Annotated in this window: 6 protein-coding genes; 2 read left to right on the forward strand and 4 right to left on the reverse strand. The window is 65.9% G+C overall.

Going from position 1 to position 6,114, the window contains the following annotated elements; all coding sequences use genetic code 11:
* Together GOOTI_RS16960 and GOOTI_RS16965 are read right to left on the reverse strand one after the other, a co-directional pair.
* The coding region (locus tag GOOTI_RS16960) for an NUDIX domain-containing protein (RefSeq protein ID WP_007239843.1) at positions 1-422 on the reverse strand (422 nt) is incomplete at its 3' end.
* 61 nt (positions 423-483) lie between these two features.
* A complete protein-coding gene (locus tag GOOTI_RS16965; protein WP_007239844.1) occupies positions 484-993 on the reverse strand; it encodes a helix-turn-helix transcriptional regulator in 510 nt (169 codons plus the stop codon).
* A 228-nt stretch (positions 994-1,221) separates the two neighbouring features.
* Here GOOTI_RS16965 and nadA point away from each other — a divergent pair, with 228 nt between their 5' ends.
* A complete protein-coding gene (gene nadA, locus GOOTI_RS16970; protein ID WP_007239845.1) occupies positions 1,222-2,280 on the forward strand; it encodes a quinolinate synthase NadA in 1,059 nt (352 codons plus the stop codon).
* 4 nt (positions 2,281-2,284) lie between these two features.
* Entirely contained in the window at positions 2,285-3,181 is an 897-nt protein-coding gene (gene nadC / locus GOOTI_RS16975; RefSeq protein WP_007239846.1) for a carboxylating nicotinate-nucleotide diphosphorylase, read from the forward strand.
* A 145-nt stretch (positions 3,182-3,326) separates the two neighbouring features.
* On the opposite strand, the gene GOOTI_RS16980 is transcribed toward nadC, so the two are convergent.
* Positions 3,327-5,012: an MDR family MFS transporter gene (locus GOOTI_RS16980; protein ID WP_039994270.1), complete on the reverse strand. Its 1,686-nt coding sequence runs from the start codon at positions 5,010-5,012 to the stop codon at positions 3,327-3,329.
* 411 nt (positions 5,013-5,423) lie between these two features.
* Positions 5,424-6,114: MarR family winged helix-turn-helix transcriptional regulator (locus GOOTI_RS27290; RefSeq protein WP_007239848.1), on the reverse strand; the 691-nt coding region annotated here is incomplete at its 5' end.

Below are 6,114 nucleotides of genomic sequence, written 5' to 3' on the forward strand. Positions count from 1 at the left end.
AGCTCGCCGAGCGAATCCACCGGATGCCACGACGCGGAGTCGGGTAGCCGTGCGGGGGCATCGGCGGGCACCAGCCCGAGATAGGTCGAGGCGATCGTGCGACCACCGGGCACCCGATCCGGCGCCGAGAACACCGACAACTGCTCGAGGTGGGCGACCTTGCGGATGTCCATCGTCTCGGCGAGTTGACGGCGGGCGGTCTCCGACAGGGATTCGTCGGTGACCACACCGCCGCCCGGAAGTGCTAACGGCTGATTCTCGTCCTGCCGCCACAGCAGCACGCACAGCACGGGCTCGGCATCGGGAGTCGGACGTCGGACCTGGAAGACCGCGCTGAGCACTTCCACGCGCGCGGTGTCGTCGTCCTTGCGATGCTGCTCCGACTCGGCGACATCGGAGCGGTCTGACATCGGCGCGGGCATGCGCTCGATTCTAGGGCTCACTCCGCTCTGCCACGGCGGAGCGCGCAGCGGGGCGCACGAATTAGAGTTCGTCGAGCCTGATCAGTCCGTCCTGGATCGCGCGGGCGACCAACGACGCCTTCGTGCGTGCGGGTCGACCGGCGTCTGCATACTTCGCCCGGATGCGCGCCAGATGGGTGTTCACCGTCCCCACGGAGATCACCAACCTCGATGCGGCCACCGACTTGGAGTCGGTGAGCAGCCAGGTACGCAGCACCTCGACCTCCCGGCTGGTGAGCAACACCCGCGGATGACCGCTGTCGGTACCAGCGGCAGGCGCATTGTCGGGCTGGGCCGGAGCGGGCGCGACGGAGCGCAAGTGGGGATGGACAACGGGGCGTTCGGTCGCGGGCGGCGCGGTCACGATGCGGCGTGCGGCGAGACGCTCGAGTGCCTCCTGGCGCCGTCGGACTGCTTCAAGCGGGGTGGAGAACGATGATCTGCGCACGGGTATCGACGGTGCGATCGCGAGTGGGAGGTTGGATGCGGAGGCGGAGTCTTCACCGGCGCGGGGGCCAATCGTGGAGGTCATCGGTCTATCTCCTGTGATTCTTGTCGAGCAGTGGCGGTGTTGTCGCTGACCTCTTCGACGCTATTGCCGCAGGCGACCCCAGGAACGCGTAGTGCGCTACTCGAATCGGAGTACCGACGGTACCCACCGGACGGAGTGCTACGATTCAGGTGTTTTCGACCAACAGTCGAAAACCTGTCTCGGAGTACGAACAGCGTTCTCCGGTCGCAGCTTGAAGGAGTCACCCCCATGAGCATCACGAGCGACCGTCCGGTAGCGGTCCCCGAACCTGGTCTGTTCGACGCGGTGTGGACAGACGGCCCCAGTGGGTTCACCGGCGTGGAGCCGACCGCGGCGTGGGCAGAAGAGGTTCGTCGACTAGCGCGTGCGCGCAACGCCACACTACTCGCACATAACTATGAATTACCGGCGATTCAAGATGTTGCAGACCATGTCGGGGACTCCCTTGCGTTGTCGCGGATCGCGGCCGAGGTCGACTCCGACGAGATCGTGTTCTGCGGTGTCCACTTCATGGCCGAAACCGCCAAGATCTTGAGTCCCGAGAAGCGGGTGTTGATTCCCGACGCGAGGGCTGGGTGCTCACTCGCCGACTCGATCGCCGCGGACGAACTGCGAGAGTGGAAGCAGGAGTTTCCCGACGCGGTCGTGGTCTCGTACGTCAACACCACCGCAGAGGTGAAGGGCCTGACCGACATCTGCTGCACGTCGTCGAATGCGGTGGACGTGGTGGCCTCCATCGATCCCGAGCGCGACGTGTTGTTCCTTCCGGACCAGTTCCTCGGTGCGCACGTCAAGCGTGAGACCGGCCGCGACAACATCCACATCTGGGCGGGCGAGTGCCACGTGCACGCCGGCATCAACGGTGACGAGCTGACCGAACAGGCGAACTCGCACCCCGACGCCGATCTGTTCATCCATCCTGAATGTGGTTGTGCGACATCGGCGCTCTACCTCGCGGGCGAGGGTGCGGTCCCCAACGACCGCGTCAAGATCCTGTCGACGGGCGGAATGATCGACGCCGCACGCCAGACAGGGGCCGCACAGGTTCTCGTCGCCACCGAGATCGGCATGCTGCACCAGCTGCGCAAGGCCGCGCCCGGGGTCGACTTCCAGGCCGTCAACGACCGCGCGTCGTGCCCCTACATGAAGATGATCACGCCCGCGGCATTGCTGCGCGCGCTCCGTGAGGGCCGCGATGAGGTGTTCGTCGCCGACGACGTCGCCGAGCGTGCACGTCAGAGTGTCGAGCGGATGATCGCGATCGGCAATCCCGGGTCGGGTGAGTGACTCGGTGAGCGCGTTCGTCGGCCAGCAGGAGGCGGCCGAGCAGCTCGACCTCGTCGTCACCGACGAGGTGCGCACCCTGATCCGGACCGCGCTCGACGAGGATCTCCGCTACGGCCCCGACGTCACGAGCGCCGCAACGGTTGCGCCGAATGCCACGGTCGACGCCGCGATCGTCAGCCGCGCCGACGGCGTGATCGCGGGACTCCCTGCGGTGCTGGCAGTCCTCGACGAGGTGGTCGGCGCGGGAGCCTACGAGGTGACAGCATCGGTGGCCGACGGCACGCGGATTGCCGCTGGCGACGTCGTCCTCGCTCTGCGCGCGCCCACTGCAGCCTTGCTCACGGCCGAGCGGACAGCGCTCAATCTGGTGTGTCACCTGTCGGGGATCGCCACCGCGACAGCGCGCTGGGTCGACGCGGTGGCAGGCACCGACGCGAGGATTCGCGATTCACGCAAGACACTGCCCGGGATGCGGTATCTGCAGAAATACGCTGTGCGCGCAGGTGGCGGTGTGAACCACCGCATGGGACTCGGTGACGCCGCGTTGATCAAGGACAACCACGTCGCGGCGGCAGGCTCCGTGAGCGCGGCACTGACCGCGGTACGTGCGGCCGCCCCCGACCTGCCGGTCGAGGTGGAAGTGGACTCTCTCGAACAGCTCGACGAAGTGCTGGCACTCGCACCCCAACTCGTGCTACTCGACAACTTCGAGCTCTGGGCCACCCAGATGGCGGTGTCCCGACGGAACAACCGATCGCCGCAGACCAAGCTCGAATCATCCGGCGGCCTCACGATCGACCAGGCCGCCGACTACGCCCGCACCGGCGTCGACTATCTGGCGGTTGGGGCACTGACGCATTCGGTGACCGCGCTCGATCTCGGTCTCGACATCCCGCTCTGAGCCGACACCCGCACAGCACTGTGGCCCACGGGTCGAAGCCTGTGGGCCACAGTGTGTTCAGCGCGTCGTGTTCGACGCCTGCTATTGAATTATGTTTTCGGCCAACGACTTCGGTCGGTACCGCGCCGTGGTCACGATGCCAGGATCACTCGGATCGTTCGTGACGACCGTGGCCGACGCCGGTGTCTCCGTGGACGGCGACGGTCGGCTCCGCAACATCGGTGCGCTCGACGAGATCGGCGAACTCCTCGTCGAGGTCGACCGACTGGATGCCTGCGGCTGCCGGAGCGGCGGTCTCGACGATCTCCTCGCGGACGGCTGCGGCGCGCTGGTCGTCGAAGCTCTGCGTCTTGAGTGCGACCTCCTTGATGAAGAGGATCGCGACGAAGCTGATGGCGGCCATGATCCCCGCGATGAGGAAGATGCGTGCCGTGCCGTCGCCGTATGCGCCGCGCACGATGTCGGCGATCGGCTTGGGCAGGTCGTTGAGGTTCGACAGTCCGGCCGCCGTGCCGCCGCTCTGCGACGGGTTGATGCCGAGTGCGTTGAGCCCCTTCGCGATCAGATCGGTCACGTGGGTTGCCAGTACTGCACCGAGTACCGACACTCCTGCGGCGCCGCCGAGTGACCGGAAGAAGGTGACCGTCGAGGTCGCCGATCCGAGATCGTCGGGGGAGACGTTGTTCTGAACCGCGAGCACGAGGTTCTGCATCGTCATACCCATGCCGAGGCCGAGGATGAACAGGAACGCTCCGATGACGACCATGTCGGTGTGGGCGTCGATGGTCGACAGCAGGCCGAAGCCCAGAGTCATCATCGCCGCACCGGCGACCAGGTATGCCTTCCAGCGACCGAAGCGGGTGATCAGGGCGCCGGACACGGTGGCTGCGATCATCGAGCCCAGGATCATCGGCAGCATCAGCAGGCCGGCAGCCGTCGGGGAGTGGCCGCGCGCGATCTGGAAGTACTGACCGAGGAACACTGCACCGCCGAAGAGTGCGACACCCACCGAGACGCTGGCCAGGGTGGCCAAGGCGATGGTGCGGTCGCGGAAGAGGCGCAGCGGGATGATCGGGTCCTTGGCACGCGACTCGACGAACAGTGCGGCTGCGATCAGGACCACTCCGAGAGCGACGAGGCCGAACGACATTCCCGATGTCCAGCCGAAGCTGTCGCCTGCGAGGGTGACCCAGATGAGCAAGGTGCTCACACCCGCGGCGATCAGGAAGGCGCCGAGGTAGTCGATGTGAACGTTCTTGCGGACTGTCGGGAGGTTGAGTGTCCGCTGGATCACGAGCAGCGCGATGACAGCGAGCGGGACGCAGACGTAGAAGGTCCAGCGCCAGCCGAGCCAACTGGTGTCGACGATGACGCCGCCGATCAGCGGTCCCGCGACGGTCGCGATCGACATCACCGCGGCGATCGGGCCCTGGTAGCGGCCGCGCTCACGCGGGCTGAACATCGAGGCGATCACGATGACGACCAGCGCCTGCAGGCCACCGAGACCAAGTCCCTGGATGACACGGAATCCGATGAGCATGCCCACGGACTGGGAGAGTCCTGCGAGGACCGAACCGAGCGTGAACAGAGTGAGCGACGCCTGGACCAGGATCTTCTTGCTGATCAGGTCGGAGAGCTTGCCCCAGAGGGGTGTTGTGGCGGTGGACGCCAACAGTGTGGCGGTCACCACCCAGGTGTACTGCCCCTGCGTCCCGTGCAGATCCGTGATGATGACGGGGAGTGCGTTGGACACGATCGTCGAGGAGAGGAATGCGACGAACATGCCGAGGAGCAGACCGATGAGTGCTTCGAGTTTCTGTCGGTGCGTCATCGGTGCATCCGCTGCGGGAGTGACCTCCCGCGTAGCGGCCTGCGCCGAGTTCCGCGTAGCGGATCGCGACATGGGAGAACCTCCTGCGGTAGTGGCTGATCCCGCGCGGTCCACCGCGCGGGAAAGAGTTCGGGATAGGGCTGAGATAGCCGACCGACCGGCTGGCACAGAAGCGACATCCACACCAGTTAGTTGAATATCGCAACTATAACCATCGATAGTTGTAACGCGCAACTATCTCGAGTATTCCCGGGTTCGCGAAGATCTTCGCTGTGACGCCGCTCGCTGTGGTGATCGGCCCGCAGTGAACATGCCCGCGTGGTGATGTGCCGCTGTGGTGATGTGCCGCTGTGGTGATCGGCCGCTGTGGTGATGGTTGCCGGCAGGGTGCGGTGGGCGTGGAGAGGAGTCCTAGTCGGAATCGGTGTCGAACTCTGCGTCCTCGACGAGCAGGCGGTTGAGTAGCGAGGTCAGCGTTCGGATCTCGTCGGGGTCCCATTCGGACAGCCGCGCACGCCAGTCGGCGACAGCGGCCGCGGTGACACGTTCGACGCGCTGGCGACCGGCGGGCGTGAGTGACACCTGGCGTGCGCGTGCGTCGTGTGGGTCGGCATGTCGCTCGGCGAGGCCGAGCCGGACGATGGAGTCGATCTGCCTGCTCACCGTCGACTTCTCGAGGCCGAGTTGTGAGACGAGGGTGGAGACGGGGAGCGATCCGTTCGCATGCGCGAGCATCGCGATCAGCGGATACGTCGACGGGTCGAGCCGGGGATCGACCGCACGAGCGCGCGTACGGAGTCGGATGCGACCCTGGCGCATGAGGTCCGCGAAACCGTTCTCGAGTGCGGTGATCGGGTCGTCGGAGAAATCGGGGTCCAGCGGGTGATCGTTGTTCACGAGGCGGTCGGTGTTCACGGGGTGATCGGTGTTCACGGGGTGATCGGTGTTCACGGGGTGATCGGTGTTCACGGGGTGATCGGAGCGAGCGTCGCCCATCTGCGGCTGGTCCTGTTCCTCGTGGTTCGGCGGATGATGCGGCACACAGTACCGCGCGTCCCTTCCTGGCTCAGGATTCGAAGCGATCGGTCGGTGCGCCTGGGGG

The organism is Gordonia otitidis NBRC 100426 (assembly GCF_000248075.1).
Lineage (GTDB): Bacteria > Actinomycetota > Actinomycetes > Mycobacteriales > Mycobacteriaceae > Gordonia > Gordonia otitidis.

Coding starts and splice junctions, on each gene's coding strand:
- GOOTI_RS16965 (WP_007239844.1), bottom strand. CDS start 993: ATGACCTCCACGATTGGCCCCCGCGCCGGTGAAGACTCCGCCTCCGCA.
- nadA (WP_007239845.1), top strand. CDS start 1,222: ATGAGCATCACGAGCGACCGTCCGGTAGCGGTCCCCGAACCTGGTCTG.
- GOOTI_RS16980 (WP_039994270.1), bottom strand. CDS start 5,012: ATGACGCACCGACAGAAACTCGAAGCACTCATCGGTCTGCTCCTCGGC.